Source organism: Rhizobacter sp. P5_C2, from assembly GCF_054049715.1.
This window is the reverse complement of the sequence record NZ_JBFULV010000041.1, coordinates 24,873-43,337: the sequence shown is the minus strand read 5'-3', so window position 1 is coordinate 43,337 and position 18,465 is coordinate 24,873. Positions and strand designations below refer to the sequence as shown.

Here is an 18,465-nt window from a genome sequence, read left to right as displayed (position 1 = left end):
CGACTGGGGAGACCGGCCGCCTATTTCACTTGCTGTTTTCCGAGCTTGCGCGCCAGCGTGCGCCGGTGCATGCCCAGCCGCCGTGCCGTTTCGGAGATGTTGAACCCGGTCTCCGCCAGCGTCTCGTGGATGCGTTCCCACTCGAGCGTCTTGATCGAGCTCGAGCGGTTCGTCAGCTCGACCTCGGTGGTGCCGGCGGCGCGGCCGAAGGCGGCCTCGATGTCGTCGGTGTTCGACGGCTTGGCCAGGTAGTGGCAGGCGCCGAGCTTGATCGCCTCGACCGCGGTGCCGATGCTCGCGAACCCGGTCAGCACGACGATCAGCATCTTCGGGTCGTGCGCATGCAGCGCCTGCACGCAGGCCAGGCCCGAGGCCTCGCCGTTCAGCTTCAGGTCGACGATCGCGAAGCCCGGCGATTCGGTCTGCAGCACGGCGCTCACGTCGCCCAGGCTGGCGGCCAGCGTGACGCGGTAGTCGCGCCGCTCGAACGAGCGCCCGAGCGTGCGCGCGAACGAGGCGTCGTCCTCGACGATCAGCAGGCGGCGTTCAGCGTTGTCCATGGCTTTCGCTCACTTCCTCTGCGGCTTCGGGATCATCTTCGGCCTCTTCTTCTGGTGCGGTGGCGTCTTCCAGCACGATCGCCGACAGCGGCAGCGTGATCTTCACCATCGCGCCGCCCTCCGGCCGGTTCGCCGCTTCCACCGTGCCGCCGATCGTGCGCGCCACGTTGACCACCAGGAACAGCCCGAGGCCGCTGCCCGGCCGCCCCTTGGTCGAGCGGTAGGGCTGGCCCAGCGTCTCGAGCAGGCCTGGCGCGAAGCCCTTGCCGGCATCGGTAACAGTCAAGCTCAGCGCGTCGCCGGCGCGCTCCACGTCGAGCCGCAGCCATTGCGGCGACGCTTCGAGCGCGTTGTCGAGCACGTTGCAGATCATCTGCTGGATCGCCGAGTCGGACACCATCGGCAGGTCGTCGCCGAAGCGGTTCTCGTACGCGAAGGCCTTGACCGGCCGCGTGCGGCGCCAGTCGTGCACCAGCTCGTCGAGGAAGGTCGCGAGCGTGGTCGCCTCGGACGACTCGCCGCGCGCCTCGCCGGCCGTCAGCAGGATGCCGCTGACGATCGCCTTGCAGCGCTCCAGCTGGGTCTGCATCTCGACCACCTCTTCGAGCAGCTCGGGGTCGGAGCTGAAGTGCGGCAGCCGGCGCCAGTCGCCGAGGATCACCGCCAGCGTCGCGAGCGGCGTGCCCAGCTCGTGCGCCGCGCCCGACGCGAGCAGGCCCATGCGGACGATGTGCTCCTCTTCGGCCGCGCGCTGGCGCAACGCGGCCAGCCGCGCATCGCGGGCGCGCAGGTTGCGCTGGATGCGGGTGATGAAGGTGACCAGCAGCGCCGCGTTCAGCGCGAAGCACAGCAGCAGGCCCAGCACGAACGGGCTCGACAGGCCGCGCACGTGGTCGAGCGGGATGTCCAGCGGCCGGTAGTACAGCCCGAGCCCGGCGAAGCACAGGCAGGTGACGACCACCAGCACCCAGGTGTAGCGCGGCTTCAGCAGCACCGCGCCGAGGATCACCTGCAGCAGGTACAGGAAGGCGAACGGGTTGGTCGCGCCGCCGCTCAGGTACAGCTGCGAGGTCAGCATGCCCACGTCGACCAGCAGCGCCACCAGCAGCTCCACGTGCAGCACCGGGCGGCGGTTGCGCAGCCGCAGCACGCTGACCAGGTTGAACGCGACCAGGCAGTACAGCACCGCGAGCATGTGCTCCAGCGGCAGCCGGATGCCGAAGCCGAAATGCACGATCGCGACCGTGACGATCTGGCCGACCACCGCGATCCAGCGCAGCTGGATCAGCTGCTGCATGTTCTTCAGCCCGGCATCGGTGACGCCCACGGTGCCGGCCCAGCTCGTGGGCGGACCGATCAGGGTGTGCTGCAGCGGGGTGGTGTCAGCCGTGAGGGGCATCGTGCGGGAGGGCGGAGGCGGAGGCCGGGAAGGGCGGATTCTCGCCCGACCAGCGGCCGCCCGGCCGCAGCATCCACGCCGCCCCTGCCACCATCGCGGCGAGGCCGAACCAGGTGAGGGCGTAGACGAGGTGGTTGTTGTGGAAGCTGACGACGGTCAGGCCGCTGACCGGCCAGGCATCGGGGCCGGCCGCGGTTTGAACATCGGCGTCGACGAAATAGGGCGCCGCGTTCGCGAGCCCGCGCGCCGCGGCGATGGCTTCCACGTCGCGCGAGAACCAGCGGCCGGCGACAGGGTCGTTGCGGCGCAGGAAGCCCCCACGCGGTTCGGTCAGGCGCAGCAGGCCGGTGAGGGTGACGTCGCCGTCCGGGCGCGACGCCAGGGCTTTCGATTCGGTCGTGACGAACCCGCGGTTGACCAGCACGCTGCGGCCGTCGGCCTGCTGCAGCGGCGTGACGAGCCACCAGCCGGGGCCTTGCTCGGTGACGGCCTGCACGAGGGTCTCTTGCGCATGCAGGAGGCGGCCGTGCAGCACGACGTGGCGGTACTCGTCGGTCGCCGCGCTGACCGGCCCGGCAGGCGCCTCGACCGGCGCCGCGCGAACCCGTTGCTCGACCCGCTCGATCAGGTCCAGCTTCCAGGACAGCCGCTGCACCTGCCAGGTGCCGAGTGCGGCGAAGCCTGCGAACAGCAGGGCGGCCGCTGCGGTCAGCGCTGCCCTGCGTGGCCTCACGGCCTCACTCGCATGTCGTGGACAGTGGGCATCATGTTGCTGTTCATGTGGAACATCACCCACAACGAACCGCTCAACGTGATCACCACCAGCACCAGCGTGAAGATCAGCGCCAGCATGGTCCAGCCGCCTTCCGATCGCGCGTTCATGTGCAGGAAATACACCATGTGCACGACGATCTGCACCGCGGCGAAGCCGAGGATCACCAGCGCCGTGGTGCTGGAGTTGTTGAAGGCCTTGCCCATCACCAGCCAGAACGGAATCGCCGTCAGGATCACCGACAGGATGAAGCCGGTGGCGTAGCCCTGCAGCGTGCTGGGGGCGTGGCCGCCGTCGTGGTCATGCCCGTGGTCGTCGTGGCCATGCGCGTGGCCGTGATCGCGCCCGTGGGCGAGGCTGTCGATTTCTTGTGCGCTCACGGCAGCACTCCCATGAGATAGACGAACGTGAAGACGCCGATCCAGACGACGTCCAGGAAGTGCCAGAACATCGACAGGCACATCACGCGGCGGCGGTTCGGCGCGGTCAGGCCGTGCTTGCCGAGCTGGAACATCAGCGTGACCAGCCAGACGATGCCGAAGGTGACGTGCAGCCCGTGCGTGCCGACCAGCGTGAAGAACGACGACAGGAACGCGCTGCGCTGCGGGCCGGCGCCTTCGTGGATCAGGTGCGCGAACTCGTACAGCTCCAGGCTCAGGAAGCCCAGGCCGAACAAGCCGGTGACGCCCAGCCACACCAGCGTCGCGCGCAGCCGCTTGCGCTGCATCTCGAGCACCGCGAAGCCGTAGGTGATCGACGACAGCAGCAGCAGCGAGGTGTTCACCGCCACGATCGGCAGGTCGAACAGGTCGGCGCCCGACGGGCCGGCCGCGTAGCTGCGGCCGAGCACGCCATACGTCGCGAACAGGCACGCGAAGACCAGGCAGTCGCTCATCAGGTAGAGCCAGAACCCGAGCAGGGTGCCGTTCTCCGGATGGTGTTCTTCGCGCAGGTAGTAGCGCGGCGCGTCGGCGCTTGCCGCGGGGTTCAATGTGAGATCAGACATGGGCGGCCAGCAGCTGGGTGCGTGCGTTCTCGGTGCGGACGACTTCGTCCGCGCCGATGTGGAAGTCACGCTTGTAGTTGAAGGTGTGGATGATGATCGCGGCCATCATCGCGACGAAGCCGAGGCCGGCGAGCAGCCACATCTGCCAGATCATCGCGAAGCCGACCACCGCCGCGAGGCCGGCGATGATGAAGCCGGCACCGGTGTTCTTCGGCATGTGGATCGGGATGAAACCCTCGGTCGGGCGATCGAACTTGTTGGCCTTCATGTCGTACCAGGCGTCGTTGTCGTGCACCACCGGCGTGAACGCGAAGTTGTAGGCCGGCGGGGGCGACGCGGTCGACCATTCGAGCGTGCGGCCGTCCCACGGGTCGCCGGTCACGTCGCGCAACTGCTCGCGGCGCATGAAGCTGACCACCAGCTGGATCAGGAAGCTGCCGATGCCCAGCGCGATCAGGAACGCACCGAACGCGGCGATCACGAACCAGATCTGCAGCGACGAATCCTCGAAGTGGCTCAGCCGGCGCGTGACGCCCATCAGGCCCAGCACGTACAGCGGCGTGAACGCGAAGAAGAAGCCGATCTGCCAGAACCAGAACGAGCACTTGCCCCAGAACGGATCGAGCTTGTAGCCGAAGGCCTTCGGGAACCAGTAGGTGATGCCGGCCATCAGCCCGAACAGCACGCCGCCGATGATCACGTTGTGGAAGTGCGCGATCAGGAACAGGCTGTTGTGCAGCACGAAGTCGGCCGGCGGCACCGCGAGCAGCACGCCGGTCATGCCGCCGATCACGAAGGTGATCATGAAGCCGACCGTCCACAGCATCGGCACCTCGAAGCGGATGCGCCCGCGGTACATCGTGAAGAGCCAGTTGAAGATCTTCGCGCCGGTCGGGATCGAGATGATCATCGTCGTGATGCCGAAGAACGAGTTGACGCTCGCCCCCGAGCCCATCGTGAAGAAGTGGTGCAGCCACACCAGGTACGACAGGATGGTGATCACGACCGTGGCGTACACCATCGACGCGTAGCCGAACAGCCGCTTGCCGCTGAAGGTGGAGACCACCTCCGAGAAGATGCCGAAGGCCGGCAGCACCAGGATGTAGACCTCGGGGTGGCCCCAGATCCAGATCAGGTTCACGTACATCATCGCGTTGCCGCCGAGGTCGTTCGTGAAGAAGTTGGTGCCGGCGTAGCGGTCGAGCGAGAGCAGCACCAGCACCGCCGTCAGCACCGGGAAGGCGGCGACGATCAGGATGTTGGTGCACAGCGAGGTCCAGGTGAAGACGGGCATCTTCATCATCGACATGCCGGGCGCGCGCATCTTGACGATGGTGGCGATCAGGTTCACGCCCGACAGCAGCGTGCCGACCCCCGCGATCTGCAAGGACCAGATGTAGTAATCGACCCCCACGTCAGGGCTGAACGCGATGCCCGACAGCGGCGGGTAGGCCAGCCAGCCGGTGCGCGCGAATTCGCCGACGAACAGCGAGGCCATCACCAGGCCGGCGCCGAAGGTGGTCATCCAGAAGCTGAAGTTGTTCAGGAACGGGAAGGCCACGTCGCGCGCGCCGATCTGCAGCGGCACGACGAAGTTCATCAGCCCGGTGACCAGCGGCATCGCGACGAAGAAGATCATGATCACGCCGTGGGCCGTGAAGATCTGGTCGTAGTGGTGCGGCGGCAGGAAGCCGGCGTTGTCGCCGAACGACATGGCCTGCTGGGCCCGCATCATCACCGCGTCGGCGAAGCCGCGCAGCAGCATCACGAGACCCAGGATCACGTACATGATCCCGATCTTCTTGTGGTCGATGCTGGTGAACCATTCGCGCCACAGGTAGCCCCACAGGCGATAGCGGGTCAGCAACGCCAGCATGCCGACGCCGCCGAGGCAGACGGCGATGAAGGTGACGAGCAGGATGGGCTCATGGAGCGGGATCGCGTTCCACGAGAGGCGGCCGAAGACGAGCTTCGTCAAATCGAGGTGATCGAGCATCGGGTGCGACTCAGTTCTGCGTGCTTGCGTTTTGCATGGTGTTTTGCGCGGTGCGCATCACCGGCTGCGTGCCGGTCGGGTCGGCGACGGTGCACAGCGCGGCGGCGACGTAGTAGGTGCGCGGCGTGGCGCCGTTGGCGTCGGAGGTGTGGCCGTCCTTCTCCTTGACGCCGTCGATGCCCTGGCGGCCGAGGCCGCCGCCGGCGTCGATCGCCATCATTTCGGACATGCACATCTTCGAGCTGTCGACGCAGCGGTTCAGGATGGCGTCGTACAGGCCCGGCGCGAAGCTCGCGTAGCGGCGCACCGGCTCGCGCTCGCTCGGCTTCTCGAGCTGCAGGTAGTCGGCGCGGGTCAGTTCCTTGGCGTCGGCCTTGGCGGCCTGCACCCACTTGTCGAAGCCGGCGTTGTCGACGCCGTGGAAGCGGAAGCGCATGTGCGAGAAGCCGGCACCGCTGTAGTTGGCCGAGAAGCCTTCATAGTCGCCCGGCTTGTTGATCACCGCGTGCAGCTGGGTCTGCATGCCCGGCATCGCGTAGATCATGCCGGCCAGCTCGGGGATGTAGAACGCGTTCATCACCGACGACGCGGTGATCTTGAACTGGATCGGCCGGTCGACCGGCGCGGCCAGCTCGTTGACGACGGCGATGCCTTGCTCCGGGTAGATGAAGAGCCACTTCCAGTCGAGCGCGACCACCTCGACGACCAGCGGCTTCACGTCGGCGGTGACCGGGCGGGCCGCGTCGATGCGGCTCAGCGGGCGGTACGGGTCGAGCGTGTGGGTGCTGATCCAGGTGATCGCCCCCAGCGCGATGATGATCAAGAGCGGGGCCGCCCAGATCACCAGCTCGAGCTGGGTGGAGTGGTCCCAGTCGGGTTCGTAGCGGGCTTCGCGGTTGGAGGCGCGGTAGCGCCACGCGAAGGTCAGCGTCAGCGCGATCACCGGGATGATGATCAGCAGCATCAGCCACGTGCTGACGACGATCAGCTTGCCCTGCTGGGCGGCAATGTCGCCCGACGGGTTCAGCAGCACGGTGTTGCAGCCGGCCAGCAGCCCGGTGAGGAGCAGGGCGGGGGCCAGCAGGAGCGGTCGGCTGATCGGGCTCATGGGCTTTTGGAGGGGTGGCATGCCAGGTCTGTGTAGGAGGGGCGCGCAAACTGCTTCCAACCGGCGCCCGATGGGCAGAGAATCTACGTTCAACGGCGCGGTTCGGGGATTGGACGTTTTGTCCTATCGCCTGCGGTGCCCGGGCGTGGGAACCTCCAGACTGCCCCCGACAATGTTCAAGACAGCGGACCGAAGCTTCATGACGACCTCCTCCCTGGACCCCAAACATCCGCATCCGACGACCGAAGACATCGGCCGCGACACCCGCCGCCTGCATGCCGCCCATGACGCGAAGGTCGCGCCCGGCGAGATCGCCATCGGCGTGATCATCGGGAGGTCATCGGAGTATTTTGACTTCTTCGTGTTCGGAATCGCGGCAGTGCTCGTGTTCCCGTCAGTGTTTTTCCCGTTCGAAAAAGGCCTCGAAGGCACGCTCTGGGCCTTCACGATCTTCTCGTTCGCGTTCATCGCGCGCCCGATCGGCAGCATCATCTTCATGGCGATCCAGAAGCGCTACGGCCGCGAGGCCAAGCTGACGATCGCGCTGTTCCTGCTCGGGTCGTCGACCGCCGGCATGGCCTTCGTGCCGGGCTACCAGAGCATCGGCTTCACGTCGATCGTGCTGCTGTCGATCTTCCGCGTCGGTCAGGGGCTGGCGCTCGGTGGCGCCTGGGACGGCCTGCCGTCGCTGCTGGCGCTGAACGCCCCGAGCAACCGACGCGGCTGGTACGCGATGCTCGGCCAGCTGGGGGCGCCGATCGGTTTCGTGATCGCGAGCGGGCTGTTCGCGTTCCTGTACGCGAGCCTGAGTTCCGAAGATTTCCTGTCGTGGGGCTGGCGCTACCCGTTCTACGTGGCGTTCGCGATCAACGTGGTCGCGCTGTTCGCCCGGCTGCGCCTGGTGGCCACCAACGAATACGCGAAGCTGCTCGACGCGCACGAGCTCGAGCCCACCAGCGTCGGCGAACTGGCCCGCACGCAGGGCTCGACGATCGTGATCGGTGCGTTCGCCGCGCTCGCGAGCTATGCGCTGTTCCACATCGTCACGGTGTTCCCGCTGTCGTGGATCAAGCTGTATTCCACGCAATCGATCAGCGAGTTCCTCGCGGTGCAGATGGTGGGCGCCGGCATTGCCGCGTTGGGCATCATCGCGTCGGGCAGCATTGCCGACCGGTTCGGGCGCCGCACCACGCTCGGCACGCTGGCCGCGGCGATCGGGGTGTTCAGCGGCTTCGCGCCGACGCTGCTGGGCGGCGGGCCGATCGGGCAGGACGTCTTCATCCTGGTCGGCTTCGCGCTGCTCGGGCTGTCGTACGGCCAGGCTTCGGGCGCGGTGACGTCCAACTTCGAGACGCAGCACCGCTACACCGGCGCGGCGCTCACCTCCGACCTGGCCTGGCTGATCGGCGCGGCGTTTGCGCCGCTGGTGGCGCTGGGGCTGTCAGCCCACTTCGGGCTGGCGTACGTCAGCGTCTACCTGCTGTCGGGCTCGGCGGCCACGTTGATCGCGCTGAGCGTGAACAAGGCTATGGAGATCAAGGACTCGGCCGCAGCCGAAGGAACTTCGCCATGAACACGCCATCCAGCACGAACAAGTACGGCATTGCCATCATCAAACGGGCGTCGAAGACTCGCCCCAAACCTGTTGATGTTCCAGATGATGCGAAGCGCCAACAGGTCATGGAGTCGGCAAAAAAGGTGATTGCCGAGCACAGGGATGTGATCAAGGCGCTTGCCAATCGCTAGTCGGCGATGCTTGACCCGCAGGATGTGGTCGATATTCACGACCTGATCGTGGAGACCGAGGGTGGATTGCGCGGGGATCATGGCCTGGGTGCCGTCGAAGGTGCGCTCTCACGAGTCATCAATCGAATCACGTACATGGGCATGAACGACGCCTATGAGATTGCGGCGATGTACGCCGTCGCGATTGCGCGAGGCCACGTCTTCAATGACGCGAACAAGCGCACGGCGTTGGTGAGCGCCCTGACGTACCTGGAGACTCAGGACATCACGCTGCCTCGCAGTCCGCAGCTGGAAGAAGTGATGGTTGATGTTGCTCAGGGTCACGTTGAGCACAAGGAACTGGCCGACATATTCTTTTCCCTCGTTCAACTTCGCGACGCCTGACGCCGCTGGTGTGGGACAGGGGTTTCCGCGGTGTTATCGCGTCGTGCAATCCATTCCGCTGATCGTCTTGACGCAGGTCGTGTTCGATGTCTTCATGGCCTCACGGGCCGCAGCGGTTTCGGCGGAATCCCGATCCTTGGCTGCGTTGACGTCCTTTTGAACGCATTGCGCGAAGGGATCCGTGCCTTCCGTGAATCCGTAACGTTTGCAAGATTCGCGAGCTTTCGCGGGTCGCTCTTGCACACGATTCCGGTCTATTGCGCATAGGTGTTCCTTGGTCGTTAAGGAATTTCGATTCTGCTGCAGTAGGTGCTCGGCGAGGTCGCAAGGATTTGTCAGCGGACCCTGCAAGCCTGCATAGGGGACTGACCGATCTACTGCCCCGCCGCCGCGGCGCGCTGCTTCACCAGCGCCGCCAGCGTCTCGCGCATCCGTTCGCCCACCGCGATCTGCGGGTTCGAGTAGCCGTCGGTCTTGCCGGCTTCCTTCTCGCGTTGCTCGATGCGCGTGCGTGCAGCCGCATGCGCTTCCTCGAACGACCAGGTGCTGCGCATGCCTTCGTCGTACATCGCGCGGCCGAAGAAGGTCAGCGGCGAGCGCCGGCCGCAGCCGTACGAGGTGTGGTCGGCATCGGCCGCCGTCATCACCAGCGTGTCGGGGTCCGACAGCGGCGCGATCCAGCTGCCCGAGTAGCAGGCCGACACCGAGATCACGCGGTGGCGGATGCCCGCTGCATCGAGCCAGCCCTTCAGCATCCCCGGCGTGACCGAGGCGACCTCCAGCGGCCAGAACGACGACGCGAGCTGCCCGTCGCGCGCGCCGTGCGAGGTGAGGTGCAGGAACAGCACGTCTTCGTCGCGGTCCATCAGCGCGGCCATGCGCGTGATCGCGCGCTGCAGGTTGACCGGCGTGGCCCACGCGAACGAGGCCGGGTCGTCGTGGTGGCTGACCAGCTGCAGCGCGCGGCCGGCACTGTCGAAGCGGGTCGTCATCACGTCGGCCACCATCGCGCTCTCGCGGCGGAACACCTCTTCTTCGGCGTTCGGCGCGAAGGTCAGCGTGTAGACGTCGATCGTGCCCTTGCGCTGCGGCGCGAGCGCCTGCAGCCGGGTCTGCAGCAGCTGCGATTGCTGCTCGACCAGCTCCTGCGTCAGCTTGAAGCGAGGCGCCGCGTCGTCTTCGCCCTCGGCGGTTTCGGCGCGCGCCGGGTACCAGTGCGCCGCGCGGTTGAGCCACTGGTTGGTCACCAGCGTCGCGGCGACGATCAGCAGCGCGCCCAGGCGCGGCGCGAGCCGCGTGCCGGCGCGCCACAGCAACACCGCCTGCGCGAGGAACAGCCAGCCGATCGCGAGCCACCAGGTGCCCCAGGCCAGCCAGCCGCCTTCGCCGCCGCTGCCGTACAGGCCGTTGCGGGCCATCGGCACCAGCAGCAGCGACAGCACCACCAGCGTCGGCAGGCCCTGAGCGCACAGCATCGCGAACAGCGCTGCCGCATCGGGCGCGCCACGGTGGCCGCCGTCGCCGCGCCGCGGTTCGCGCATCAGCAGCCAGCAGGCCCAGACCAGCAGCGCGAGCCCCATCCAGCGGGACGTCATCAGCGTCGGCCAATAGAACGACGCCGGGCCGACGATGAACAGCCGCTCGACCAGCACGCCGAGCGCGAGGGGCACGAGCAGCAGGCACGCGGTGATGGCCGGCGTGGCCTGCAGGCCGCTCCAGTCGGCACGCATCAGCAGCGCGGTGCGGATGCCCTGGTGCCACCAGGCTCCGAGGGCGCCGCGGGGCAGTTGGCGTGGCGGTGGCGGGCCGTCGGAGGCGGTGGCGATGGGGTCGATCGGGTCGTTCAGTCCGGTATCGGTCATGTGATGGTGTTCTCCCAGGCGGGCGAATCTACCAAACGCTCACGCCGGATCGGCCAATGCGGTTGCGATGAACTCGCCCAGCGCACGCGCCGCAGGCTTCGCGGCACGACCGGCCGGGAACACCGCGTGCAGTTCGGTCGCGCCGAGGTCCCATTCGGGCAGCACCTGCTGCAGGCGGCCGGCGTCGAGTTCGGCGCGGCAGCCCCAGTGGCCGCTCATCGCGATGCCCATGCCGGCCACCGCCGCGGCGGTCGCGCCCTCGTTGACGGTGACCATCAGCCGGCTCTGCACGCGCATGAGCAGCGAGCGGCCGTCGAGCGTCATCGGGATGCCTCGCACTCCGGGGCCGACCGGCCCGGCGATGAAGCGGTGTAAGGCCAGGTCGTCGGGGGACTGCGGCATGCCGGCGCGTTCCAGGTACGCGGGCGACGCGACCAGCATCCGCCGCGTGGCGCCGAGCCGGCGCGCGGTCGCGACCGAATCGGCGAGCTCGCCGAAGCGCAATGCGATGTCGACACCTTCGTGCACCAGGTCCTGCCGCTGGTCGTTCATCAGCAGCTCGATGCGCAGCGCCGGGTGACGCTCGGTGAAGGCCGGCAGCCGCGGGATCAGCTCGCGCACGCCGAAGCTCGCCGCCACGCCGACCCGCAGCACGCCGCGCAGTTCGCCGCTGCCGCGTGCCGCATGGTCGGCTTCGTCGAGCGCGTCGAGGATGGCCTCGACGCGCGCCAGGTAGTCGACCCCGGCCTCGGTGAGCGTGACCGCGCGGGTCGTGCGCGTGAACAGCGCGACGCCCACTTCGCGCTCCAGCTCGCTGACGATGCGCGAGGCCGACGGCTGCGAGAACCCCAGCTCGCGCCCGGCGCGCGAGAAGTTGCCGCTGCGGGCGACGCGGGCGAACAGGTGCAGGGCGGTGAGTCGGTCAGTCATTTGGCTGGCGAATATAACTTAGCCGATGGGGACGGCTACCGCGTCATGGGCGAATCAAACACCATTCGTTCCGACGCCAGCCAGGCGCCAGCAACAACAGGACAGAACCATGAGCAAGCTGAACAACAAGGTGGCCGTCGTGACCGGTGGCTCGAAGGGCATCGGGGCGGGCATCGCCACGGCATTGGCCGGCGCGGGCGCCGCGGTGGTCGTGAACTACGCGAGCAGCCGGGCCGGTGCCGAGGCAGTGGTCGCGCAGATCGCGAAGCAGGGCGGCCGCGCGATCGCGGTGCAGGGCGACGTGTCGAAGCCGGCCGACGTGAAGCGGCTGTTCGCCGAGGCGAAGCGGGCCTTCGGCGGCGTCGACGTGCTGGTCAACAACGCCGGCGTGTACCGCTTCGGGCCGCTGGAATCGGTGACCGACGACGACTACCGCACGCAGTTCGACACCAACGTGCTGGGCACGCTGCTCGCGTCGCGGGAGGCGGCGCGGCACTTCGGCGCGGCCGGCGGCAGCATCGTCAACATCGGCTCGATCGCGAGCACCGCGCGCATGCCGGGCAGCGCGGTCTACTCGGCGAGCAAGGGCGCGGTCGATGCGATCACGCGGGCGCTGGCGATCGAACTGGCGGGCCGCAACATCCGCGTCAACACGATCGCGCCGGGCGCGACCGCGACCGAAGGCCTCGCGACGATGGGCGTGACCGACGGCTCCGACATGCACAAGGCGATGCTCGCCGCGATCCCCGCGGGGCGCTTCGGCCGGCCGGACGACATCGGCGGCCTCGCGGTGTTCCTCGCGAGCGACGACGCGCGCTGGATCACCGGCGACCGCATCACGGCGTCGGGCGGGCAGTACTGAGTCTCGAGCGTCGACCCATACCGTCATCGAATGGAACCCGATGCGTCCGTGCGGCGCATCGGGTCGTAGGTGCCGGTTCCACAACTCTTTGTCGACGCATTTTTGTCGACGCATCCCGATGAGAACATTCCTGCTGACCTCTGCCGCTGCCTTGCTGGCCGGCCTGTCGCTCGTGGCATCTGCCGCGCCGCCTGCCAAGGCCGATCAAGCTTCCGTGATCGAGCACGGCCGCTACCTCGTGAAGATCGGCGGTTGCAACGACTGCCACACCGTCAACTACGGCGAGACCGGCGGCAAGGTGCCGCAGGCGCAATGGCTGACCGGCAGCCCGCTCGGCTGGAGCGGCCCGTGGGGCACGACCTACGCGCCGAACCTGCGCAACTATTTCAGCCGAGTGACGGCCGACCAATGGGTCAAGGTGGCGCACACGATCGAGACGCGGCCGCCGATGCCGTGGTTCGTGCTGCGCGATTTCAGTGAGCCGGACCTGCGCGCGATGCATGCCTTCATCACGTCGCTCGGCGCGACGGGTGGCGAATCGCCGGCGTACCTGCCGCCGGGGCGCAAGGCGAACGGGCCGGTCGTGCTGTTCCCGGAGCCGCCGCCGGCCAAGTGAGCCGCGGGGGACAATGCGGGCCCTTTCCCGCTGTGTCCCCCGCCCATGCCTGCCATCGCCTCCACTGCCAACGTCGTGATCATCGGAGGGGGGCCGGCCGGCCTGATGGCGGCCGAGCGCCTCGCCGCCGGCGGCGTGCAGGTCGACCTGTACGACGCGATGCCGTCGGTCGGCCGCAAGTTCCTGCTGGCCGGCAAGGGCGGCCTGAACCTGACGCACAGCGAGCCGCTGCCGGCGTTCGTCGAGCGCTATGGCGCGCAGCGCGAGCAGGTGGCGGGCTGGCTCGATGCGTTCGGCCCGCAGCAGCTGCGCGAGTGGGTGAGCGGGCTCGGCATCGACACCTTCGTCGGCAGCTCCGGCCGCGTGTTCCCGACCGACATGAAGGCCGCGCCGCTGCTGCGTGCGTGGCTGCAGCGGCTGCGCGCGGCCGGCGTGCGATTCCACATGCGGCAGCGCTGGCTCGGCTGGGCTGACGATGGCGCCTTGCGCTTTGCATCGGCCGACGGCGAGCACAGCGTGCGCGCCGAGGCGGTGCTGCTGGCACTGGGCGGGGAGAGCTGGTCGCGGCTCGGCTCCGATGGCGCGTGGGTGCCGTGGCTCGCGCAGCGCGCGGTCGACGTGGCGCCGTTGCGGCCGTCGAACTGCGGCTTCGACGTGGCGCCGGCATGGAGCGAGCATTTCCGCAGCCGCTTCGCCGGCGAGCCGCTGAAGTCGGTGGCGATCGCGCTCGACGACGGCTGGCGGCAGGCGGGCGAGTTCGTCGTCACGCAGACCGGCGTCGAAGGCAGCCTGGTGTATGCCGCGTCGGCGCGATTGCGCGATGCCATCGAGGCGCAGGGCCGGGCGAGCTTCGCGCTCGACCTGCTGCCGGCGCGCCCGCTGGAATGGGTGGAAGCCGAGCTCGCGCACCCGCGCGGGCCGCGCTCGCTGTCGACGCACCTGAAGACGCGGCTCGGCCTGCACGGCGTGAAGGCGAGCCTGCTGCACGAGCTGGTGCCGAAGGCGGACCTGGCCGACCCGCAGCGCCTGGCCGCGCACATCAAGGGCCTGCGCATCGGCGTGGGTGCCGCGCGGCCGATCGACGAGGCGATCAGCAGCGCCGGCGGCGTGCGCGCCGCGGCGCTGGATGAGGCGCTGATGCTGCGCGCGCTGCCCGGCGTGTTCGTCGCAGGCGAGATGCTCGACTGGGAGGCACCGACCGGCGGCTATTTGCTGACCGCGACGATGGCGAGCGCGCGCGTGGCCGCGCAAGGCGCGCTCGACTGGCTGGCGAGCGCGCGCACGGGCTGAGCAAAGCTGCGGATCAGCCGCCGGCGGCGACCGGCGCCTTCGGTTCGGCGCGCTTCGGGCTGCGTTCTGCGGTGCGGGTGTCGTTGGCGGCGGGTGCGTCATGCCGCATCGTGCCGGCGAACTCGCCGCCCATCGGCAGCGTGCCTTGCGCACGTGCCTCGATCAGCTCGGCGTGGACTTGCGCACGGGTCTTCGGGGCGGCGGCGTCCTGGGCCATCGCGGCGGCGCTGCCGAAGGCGAGGGCGGCGGTGAAGAAACAGGTGAGGGCGGTGCGGTTCATGGCGGACTCCAGCGGGTGGGTTCGACGGCGACCTGTCGTCGATGGAGTGGACTGTGGCGATGCGCTGACGCCCGCGACATCGCGATGCGACGAGGCGTTCGCCGCGGTCGCGAAGCGCCGCCGGCGCGACGCGAACGGCTGGCGTCAGCTCGCCCTCAAGGCACCAGCGGCCCCAGCTGCTTCGCGAACGGGTAGCCCTGCAGCGCGTCGTTGTTGATCTGCCAGTCGAAGGCACCGCGCACCTTCGGATAGCGCGCCTTGATCTGCGTCCACACGCTGACCGCCGTCTCGATGGTCTCGTAGTTGTAGGCCTGCGGGTCGACGCCGAAGCCGATCACGACGTGCTCCGGGCCGAGCAGCGTCATCCACAGGTCGACGTTCGGCAGGATCCAGTTCGGGTCCGCGAGGTTCGGGCCGTCGTAGTACTGCGGGGCGCAGTAGTCCAGCGCGCCCGCGTCCAGCATCGTCTTGCAGAAGGCCTGGTCGACCTGGTTCCACGGCGCCGGCGGCGCGGAAATGATGAAGCCGGGGTGGCGGCGCTTCAGCTCCTTGGCGATCCAGATCATCTCGCCGGTGTCGGGCGACTGCGAGCCTTCGAAGGTGTTGAAGTCCAGCCCGTCGAAGCCCTGCCACTGCGTGTAGAGCGCATCGATGCTGTCGACGAAGGTGGTCGACTTGGCTCGGTCGGGGAAGGACATGCCGAAACCGGCCCCGCCGACCGACAGGATGATCTTCCGCTTCTGCACGCTGCGGGCGTACTGCATGTCCTCGACCCAGTGCGTCCAGGCGCCGTTGCCGTCCGCCGGGGCCTGCCAGCGCACGTTGCCCGAGGTATCGCCGCCGGGCGGTGTCGCGGCGAACAGGTAGATGAGGTTGAAGTGCGGGTCGATGTCGCGCAGCCGGATCGGCGAGCCGACCCACCACGGGTAGTAGCCGCCGACGATGGCGCTCGACGCGGGCGCAGGTGCGGGAGACGGCGCCGGAGCAGGGGCGGGCGCCGGGGCCGGAGCGGGCGCAGGAGACGGCGCAGGAGAAGGTGACGGCGCGGGCGAAGGCGCCGGTGCGTTCCCGCACGGCCCGTCGGTGACCCAGGGTTGCCCGCTGCCCGCAGGCCCGCTGTGCGGGTTCGGGTTCTCGTCGATCGTGCGGTAGGCGGCGGTGTAGTTGGTCAGGTTCTGGCTGACGTGGCTGCCGCCGGCATACGAGGTGTTTCTGTTCCAGGCTGGAGCGCACACCGGATCGGCGGCGGTCGCAGAGCCGGCGGCGAGGAGCGCGCTGCTCGCCAGCAACAGGTCGAACACGCGCGAACGCTTGAGGGAGGTCGAACTCATTGTTTTCCTTTCGAACTGCAAAGCGGTTGTCAGAAAAAGCATGAGTCATGTCATCGACAGACTTCGGCAGCGCCATGACCGTGCTCAGGGCCGAGAAAGCAGACTGCCTTTCGATCGGAAAATCGATCGTATGACCATTTAAATACCAATACGTTCCAATTGGCTACCACGTGAAACGGCATGGTGGCGAACGCAGCGTGGCGGCACGCTGCGTCCGCGCTCGCTCATGGAGAGTGAAGCCTCAGAAGCTGACGCGCACCCCCGTCTTCACCGACCTTCCCGGCAGTGGCGACAGATCCCGCACCGTCTGCACCGTCGACGCGCTGTACGCCAGCTTGTCGCCCAGGTTGCCGAGCTTCAGGAACCACAGCGCGTCGCTGCTGCCGATCGCGAAATGCCGTGCCAGCGACGCGTTGACGATCGTGTAGCCGTCGGTCGACACGTCGGTCGCCGGCACGCGGTTCTGCTTCGCCGCGCTGTCCACCTCCAGGCGCGCGCTCCACGGCCCGCTGTCGACGTCCAGCCCAACCAGCGTGCGCAGCGGCGCGACGCGCGGCAGCGCCTCGCCGGTGTCGAGGTTGGTCGCCCGCGTGTAGTCGAGCTTGCCGTCCAGCCCCAGCGTCCAGCCGTCCTGCCGCAGCAACCGGTGCTTGCCGTTGATCTCGATGCCGTTCAACCGCGCGCGCACCGCGCGGAATGCGTACTCGGGGAACGACTCCGGGCCGTCATCGCCTTCGGCCTCGATCTGCTGACCGGTCGCTTCCAGCGAGATGAAGCGCGAGAAGCGCGTGCTGAACGCGCCCAGCCGCAGCTCGTTGCCATCGTCCTTCCACGCCAGCGCCACGTCGATGTTGTTGCCGCGTTCCACGCCCAGGGTCGTGTCGCCGCGCTCGAACGCGCCGGTGGCCGCGTGCACCCCGTTCGCATACAGCTCGAACGAGGTCGGTGCGCGCTCGGTGTAGCTCAGCGAGCCGCTCAGCGACCAGGCCGGCGTCAGCTTGTAGACGTTGGCCAGCGACGCGCTGCGCACCGGAAAACTGCGCGCATCCGCCGCGCCGAACTTCGGCTCGACCGCATCGGCGGCATCGCCGTCCGACGTGATGCGCGCATGCTCCACGCGCAGCCCGGCGGTCAGCGTGCCGCCGCTCCAGCTCAGGTCCTCCAGCGCGAACAGCGCCTGCCGCTTGGTGCGCGTGCTCGGCACGAAGGCTTCATCGCCGAGCGCCGAGAAATCGAAATCCTCCAGCTGCAACCCGACCACCCCCTGCACCGGCCCGATCGCCGCGTGCGTGGCCTCGACGCGCAGCTCGTCGCCCGAGGTCTTGAAGGTGGTGCCGACCGCGCCGGTGCCGGTGTCGACCTCCTGGTGCTGGTAGCGCGTGTGGTTGAAGCTCGCGCGCACGCCGGTGAACGGGCCGTCCAGCCGCTTGACCTCGCCGGCCAGGCCGACGTGGTCGCGCTTCATGTCGATGTCCACATCGGGCTCGGCGACCGCGCCATAGGTGCTGCGGTAGGTGTCGACCGACAGGCCGACGTAGCCCTGGTCGAAGAACAGCGAGCCGCCGACCGCGCCGCCATGCGTGTCGCTGGCCGACGCGCGCACGCGTTTCGTCTCCGGCTGGTCCGCGCCGTCGGCGCGCGGCGTGAAGCTCGGCACGTGCAGGTCCGAGGTCTTGCGGCCGAAGGCGTCCACATGCAGCCCGAACTGGCCGTTGCCGGTCTCCAGCAGCGCCGCGCCGCCGCGCTCGGCATCGGCACCGCCCAGCCGCACTTCGGCCGAGCCGCCCAGCCCGGTGATCGGGCTCGACGGGATGCGGTTGTCCAGCGTGTTGACGACGCCGCCGACCGCGCTGCCGCCATACAGCAGCGCGCCCGGGCCGCGCAGCACCTCGATGCGGTCGGCGATCAGCGGATCGATCGGCACCGCGTGGTCGAAGCTCAGGCTCGACGCATCGAGCGAGCCACCGGCATTGCTGAGCATGCGCACGCGGTCGCCGTCGAGCCCGCGGATCACCGGGCGGTTCGCGTTCGGGCCGAAATACGTCGACGACACGCCGGGCATGCCGTTCAGCGTCTCGCCGATCGAGCTGCCGCGGCGCAGTGTCAGCGCATCGCCAGTCAGCACCGAGACCGGCGCGGCGATGTCGCTGCGGCCGAGCGGGTTGCCGGTGATCACGACCTTGTCGAGCGTGGTCGGGGCGCTGGCTGCAGCGGCCGGCGCGATGGCGGCGGCCGAGGTCGATTGAGCAAAGGCAGCGGACGAAAAGGCAAGAGAGACGGCCACGGACACGGCGTGGCGCTTCGAGACGAGCGAATTCATGGG

The 18,465-nt window shown here is 68.5% G+C and carries 18 protein-coding genes; 6 read left to right on the top strand and 12 right to left on the bottom strand.

Annotation, left to right across the window (positions count from 1 at the left end):
• Positions 1-20: 20 nt before the first annotated feature.
• The 7 genes from ACXJLU_RS16950 to cyoA are packed head-to-tail and all read right to left on the bottom strand — an operon-like array spanning position 21 to position 6,841.
• Positions 21-560: a response regulator transcription factor gene (locus ACXJLU_RS16950; RefSeq protein WP_457332892.1), complete on the bottom strand. Its 540-nt coding sequence runs from the start codon at positions 558-560 to the stop codon at positions 21-23.
• On the bottom strand, positions 547-1,959 hold the full coding sequence (locus ACXJLU_RS16945) for an ATP-binding protein (protein WP_457332890.1): 1,413 nt from the start codon (positions 1,957-1,959) through the stop codon (positions 547-549). Before ACXJLU_RS16945 ends, ACXJLU_RS16950 begins: the two co-directional genes overlap by 14 nt.
• Positions 1,943-2,692, bottom strand: a complete 750-nt coding sequence (locus ACXJLU_RS16940; RefSeq protein WP_457332888.1) for an SURF1 family protein — start codon at positions 2,690-2,692, stop codon at positions 1,943-1,945. The genes ACXJLU_RS16945 and ACXJLU_RS16940 overlap by 17 nt, the downstream gene beginning before the upstream one ends.
• Positions 2,689-3,111 (bottom strand): cytochrome o ubiquinol oxidase subunit IV, encoded by a 423-nt coding sequence (gene cyoD, locus ACXJLU_RS16935; protein ID WP_457332886.1) that lies wholly within the window; start codon positions 3,109-3,111, stop codon positions 2,689-2,691. The genes ACXJLU_RS16940 and cyoD overlap by 4 nt, the downstream gene beginning before the upstream one ends.
• The gene (gene cyoC / locus ACXJLU_RS16930) at positions 3,108-3,737 is read right to left on the bottom strand and encodes a cytochrome o ubiquinol oxidase subunit III (protein WP_457332884.1); all 630 of its coding nucleotides are present in this window, start codon (positions 3,735-3,737) and stop codon (positions 3,108-3,110) included. The genes cyoD and cyoC overlap by 4 nt, the downstream gene beginning before the upstream one ends.
• Positions 3,730-5,733, bottom strand: coding sequence for a cytochrome o ubiquinol oxidase subunit I (gene cyoB, locus ACXJLU_RS16925; protein ID WP_457332882.1), 2,004 nt, complete (start codon positions 5,731-5,733; stop codon positions 3,730-3,732). Before cyoB ends, cyoC begins: the two co-directional genes overlap by 8 nt.
• A 10-nt stretch (positions 5,734-5,743) precedes the next feature.
• Entirely contained in the window at positions 5,744-6,841 is a 1,098-nt protein-coding gene (gene cyoA / locus ACXJLU_RS16920) for a ubiquinol oxidase subunit II (RefSeq protein ID WP_457332880.1), read from the bottom strand.
• A 199-nt stretch (positions 6,842-7,040) separates the two neighbouring features.
• Here cyoA and ACXJLU_RS16915 point away from each other — a divergent pair, with 199 nt between their 5' ends.
• The 3 genes from ACXJLU_RS16915 to ACXJLU_RS16905 are packed head-to-tail and all read left to right on the top strand — an operon-like array spanning position 7,041 to position 8,971.
• Positions 7,041-8,414 carry an MFS transporter gene (locus ACXJLU_RS16915; RefSeq protein WP_457332878.1) on the top strand — a complete coding sequence of 458 codons (1,374 nt, stop codon included), beginning with the start codon at positions 7,041-7,043 and terminating at the stop codon, positions 8,412-8,414.
• Positions 8,411-8,587, top strand: a complete 177-nt coding sequence (locus ACXJLU_RS16910) for a hypothetical protein (protein WP_159445384.1) — start codon at positions 8,411-8,413, stop codon at positions 8,585-8,587. Before ACXJLU_RS16915 ends, ACXJLU_RS16910 begins: the two co-directional genes overlap by 4 nt.
• Positions 8,588-8,593: 6 nt before the next feature.
• The gene (locus tag ACXJLU_RS16905) at positions 8,594-8,971 is read left to right on the top strand and encodes a type II toxin-antitoxin system death-on-curing family toxin (protein ID WP_457332876.1); all 378 of its coding nucleotides are present in this window, start codon (positions 8,594-8,596) and stop codon (positions 8,969-8,971) included.
• 374 nt (positions 8,972-9,345) lie between these two features.
• Here the strand turns inward: ACXJLU_RS16905 and ACXJLU_RS16900 are convergent, their stop codons facing one another.
• Positions 9,346-10,833: a C13 family peptidase gene (locus tag ACXJLU_RS16900; protein ID WP_457332874.1), complete on the bottom strand. Its 1,488-nt coding sequence runs from the start codon at positions 10,831-10,833 to the stop codon at positions 9,346-9,348.
• Positions 10,834-10,872: 39 nt separating this feature from the next.
• Positions 10,873-11,763 carry a LysR family transcriptional regulator gene (locus ACXJLU_RS16895; RefSeq protein WP_457332872.1) on the bottom strand — a complete coding sequence of 297 codons (891 nt, stop codon included), beginning with the start codon at positions 11,761-11,763 and terminating at the stop codon, positions 10,873-10,875.
• Positions 11,764-11,872: 109 nt separating this feature from the next.
• Here ACXJLU_RS16895 and ACXJLU_RS16890 point away from each other — a divergent pair, with 109 nt between their 5' ends.
• From ACXJLU_RS16890 to ACXJLU_RS16880, 3 genes are all read left to right on the top strand, one after another.
• Positions 11,873-12,625: an SDR family NAD(P)-dependent oxidoreductase gene (locus tag ACXJLU_RS16890; RefSeq protein WP_457332870.1), complete on the top strand. Its 753-nt coding sequence runs from the start codon at positions 11,873-11,875 to the stop codon at positions 12,623-12,625.
• Between the two features lie 118 nt (positions 12,626-12,743).
• Positions 12,744-13,241 (top strand): cytochrome C, encoded by a 498-nt coding sequence (locus tag ACXJLU_RS16885; RefSeq protein WP_457332868.1) that lies wholly within the window; start codon positions 12,744-12,746, stop codon positions 13,239-13,241.
• Between the two features lie 45 nt (positions 13,242-13,286).
• Positions 13,287-14,531, top strand: a complete 1,245-nt coding sequence (locus ACXJLU_RS16880; protein ID WP_457332866.1) for a TIGR03862 family flavoprotein — start codon at positions 13,287-13,289, stop codon at positions 14,529-14,531.
• A 13-nt stretch (positions 14,532-14,544) separates the two neighbouring features.
• Here ACXJLU_RS16880 and ACXJLU_RS16875 read toward each other — a convergent pair whose 3' ends face one another.
• The 3 genes from ACXJLU_RS16875 to ACXJLU_RS16865 all read right to left on the bottom strand — a co-directional run bounded on the left by ACXJLU_RS16875 (position 14,545) and on the right by ACXJLU_RS16865 (position 18,462).
• Entirely contained in the window at positions 14,545-14,811 is a 267-nt protein-coding gene (locus tag ACXJLU_RS16875; protein ID WP_457332864.1) for a DUF4148 domain-containing protein, read from the bottom strand.
• Between the two features lie 155 nt (positions 14,812-14,966).
• Entirely contained in the window at positions 14,967-16,142 is a 1,176-nt protein-coding gene (locus ACXJLU_RS16870) for a hypothetical protein (RefSeq protein ID WP_457332862.1), read from the bottom strand.
• 241 nt (positions 16,143-16,383) lie between these two features.
• Complete coding sequence (locus ACXJLU_RS16865) at positions 16,384-18,462, bottom strand: TonB-dependent receptor (RefSeq protein WP_457332860.1); 2,079 nt, start codon at positions 18,460-18,462, stop codon at positions 16,384-16,386.
• Positions 18,463-18,465: the final 3 nt, after the last annotated feature.